At 55.7% G+C, this 2,538-nt stretch carries 5 protein-coding genes, 1 tRNA gene and 1 pseudogene; all 7 read right to left on the reverse strand.

Annotation, left to right across the window (positions count from 1 at the left end; all coding sequences use genetic code 11):
- A pseudogene (locus tag ATHL_RS01950) lies at positions 1 to 344 on the reverse strand (50S ribosomal protein L1); the annotation flags it as partial.
- Between the two features lie 50 nt (positions 345 to 394).
- Positions 395 to 820, reverse strand: a complete 426-nt coding sequence (rplK, locus tag ATHL_RS01955; RefSeq protein WP_062189234.1) for a 50S ribosomal protein L11 — start codon at positions 818 to 820, stop codon at positions 395 to 397.
- Between the two features lie 90 nt (positions 821 to 910).
- Positions 911 to 1,459, reverse strand: coding sequence for a transcription termination/antitermination protein NusG (gene nusG, locus ATHL_RS01960; RefSeq protein WP_062189238.1), 549 nt, complete (start codon positions 1,457 to 1,459; stop codon positions 911 to 913).
- 219 nt (positions 1,460 to 1,678) lie between these two features.
- On the reverse strand, positions 1,679 to 2,038 hold the full coding sequence (secE, locus tag ATHL_RS01965) for a preprotein translocase subunit SecE (RefSeq protein ID WP_062189236.1): 360 nt from the start codon (positions 2,036 to 2,038) through the stop codon (positions 1,679 to 1,681).
- An 81-nt stretch (positions 2,039 to 2,119) separates the two neighbouring features.
- Positions 2,120 to 2,193 (reverse strand) — tRNA-Trp (locus tag ATHL_RS01970).
- Positions 2,194 to 2,241: 48 nt separating this feature from the next.
- On the reverse strand, positions 2,242 to 2,412 hold the full coding sequence (rpmG, locus tag ATHL_RS01975; protein ID WP_084001104.1) for a 50S ribosomal protein L33: 171 nt from the start codon (positions 2,410 to 2,412) through the stop codon (positions 2,242 to 2,244).
- 41 nt (positions 2,413 to 2,453) lie between these two features.
- Positions 2,454 to 2,538: EF-Tu C-terminal domain-related protein (locus ATHL_RS19805; RefSeq protein WP_476692477.1), on the reverse strand; the 85-nt coding region annotated here is incomplete at its 5' end.

Here is a 2,538-nt window from a genome sequence, read left to right on the forward strand (position 1 = left end):
GCCACATCAAAATCAGTCCAGCCGCCCTGGATTTTCGTGATCCACTCATCCGAGTCAGCCACATAATCGGCTCCCGCTTCCTGCGCGCGCTGAGCTCCATCACCCTGGCAGAAGACCAGTACGCGGACTGTCTTCCCAAGGCCGTTAGGCAGCACGACTACATCGCGAACCTGTTGATCGGCCTGGCGCGGATCGAGCCCGGTGCGCAGGTGCACCTCAACGGTGGCATCAAAATTGGTGAAGGATGTTTCTTTGACCAGGTTGAGGGCCTGCAGGGGGTCATAAACCTGGTCGGGGTTAATTTTGGCTTTTGCAGCCAGGTATTTTTTTCCGTGTTTTGCCATACTTTCCTCCGTGGTTCCAACGGGCAAATGTAAGTTTGCCCTCCCACCTTTCAGTCGACGATAGTAATGCCCATGTTGCGGGCGGTGCCTTCGATCTGTTTGATCGCGCCTTCGAGATCTTTCGCGTTCAGGTCTTTCATTTTGATCTCGGCAATTTCACGTAACTGGGCGCGGGTGACCTTCCCGACCTTGTCGCGGTTGGGCACACTGGAGCCCTTCTCGATACCGGCGGCTTTTTTAAGCAGTTCAGAGGCCGGAGGCGATTTCAAAACGAAGGTGAACGATCCGTCAGTGTAGACGGTGATCTCTGCAGGGATTAATTCGCCCGCGCGGTTGGATGTGCGCGCGTTGTATTCCTTGCAGAAGGCCATGATGTTGATCCCGTGACCGGCGAGTGCCGGGCCGACCGGGGGCGCGGGGTTGGCTTTGCCAGCCCTCAGCTGTAAACGGACGATTGCTTTAAGTTTTTTTGCCATACCTACTCCTTTGTGGTTTTAGCGGGTGATTTATAGGGGACACCCTCCCACTCCCGGCAACCTGTGGCTGCCATGAAACAGTGTACTTTCTCAGGCCTTTTCGACCTGTAAAAAGTCGAGCTCAACAGGCGTTTCGCGCCCGAAGAAGTTGACCATGACGCGAACTTTCGTACGCTCCATGTCAATCTCCGAAACTGTGCCCCGGAAATCGTTGAAAGGCCCATCGATGATACGAACACGTTCGCCAACCCGGAAGGTCACCTTGACGCGCGGGGCTTCGGCTTCCATGCGTTTGAGAATCTGGGCGACTTCTTCTGGCCGCAATGGGGTGGGCTGATTTCCCATTCCCACAAAGCCAGTCACCCCGGGGGTGTTGCGCACCACGTACCAGGATTCTTCAGTCATGATCATATTCACCAGCACATACCCCGGGAACACGTGGCGTTCCACGGTGCGGCGTTTGCCTTCTTTGACCTCGATCTCTTCCTGGGTGGGGATGACCACGTCGAAGATTTTGTCTTTCATGCCCATGGTCTCAATGCGCTGTTCAAGGTTGTGGCGCACTTTGTTCTCGTAGCCGGAATAGCAATGCACCACGTACCAGGCGCGTTCACCGGACATGGATTCCTTCGAGGGCATTTCCTCGTCACTAATTTGCGGCGCCGGAGCGGCAGCAGCCTTGCGCGTCGACTGAGATCGTGCGCGCCCTTTCTTTTTGGGAGCGGCCTCGGCGTCGGTAGACACCACATCGCCTGGCTGTTCCTCAACACCCGGCTGCTCGTCAGCGTTCATTTCGATCAGATCATCTGTCATGCGATAGACCCTTAATCATTACCCGGATCAGGAATCGGAGTGTGGCTAGAGATTAATCAACAGGCCAATCAGGCGGGAAAAGACCAGATCGAGGATTCCCAGCAAGAGGCTGGTGGCCGCCACCACAATTAAAACAATGTAGGTCAGCCGCCGTGCTTCCTGAACGGTAGGCCAGGTGACTTTACGCAGCTCGCCGATGGTTTCTCGCCACCAGCGGACGATACGCCCGGGCTGCCTGGTTTTGGCCTGCTGCTTTTCTTTCTGGTCCTTTTTTTCTACCGTAGCCACCTTTGCCTGGGCAGGTTTGGCCTTTGCAGGCGGCTGCTGTGGCTTGACGGTGGCTTTGGTGTCCACGGTCTGTTTCGGTTTCACCGGTTGCTTTGCCTTTTCAGGTTTATCTGCCACAAAACACTCCTTGTTTTTACGGCTAAAACGCCGCCTCACTTCATGTCCCTGGCGGGGGGAGGACGGCGTTGCCTTTTCAGGCAGGCCAGGCAGGAATCGAACCCACAACCTCCTGTTTTGGAGACAGGCGCTCTGCCTAATTGAGCTACTGGCCTGTATTGCCAGCCGGATCCAGGATTACCGGCTGGCAGGAACGAACAATGCTATTTGGTCTCCCGGTGCAGGGTGTGCTTCCGGCAACGCGGGCAGTACTTACTCAATTCCATTCGACCGGGGTCGTTGCGTCGGTTTTTTTGCGAGGTGTAATTCCGTTCCTTGCATTCCGTGCAAGCGAAGGTAATGACCGGGCGAATATCTTTCTTTTTCGATGCCATGGTTCTTTCTCACCGGCAACCGATTGGCCGCCACTCCTTTATTACTCTAAGATCTTGGTAATGACGCCAGCGCCGACGGTGAGGCCGCCTTCGCGGATGGCGAACTTGGAACCCTGTTCGAGGGCC

Origin of the sequence: Anaerolinea thermolimosa, assembly GCF_001050195.2 — a bacterium.
Taxonomy (GTDB): domain Bacteria; phylum Chloroflexota; class Anaerolineae; order Anaerolineales; family Anaerolineaceae; genus Anaerolinea; species Anaerolinea thermolimosa.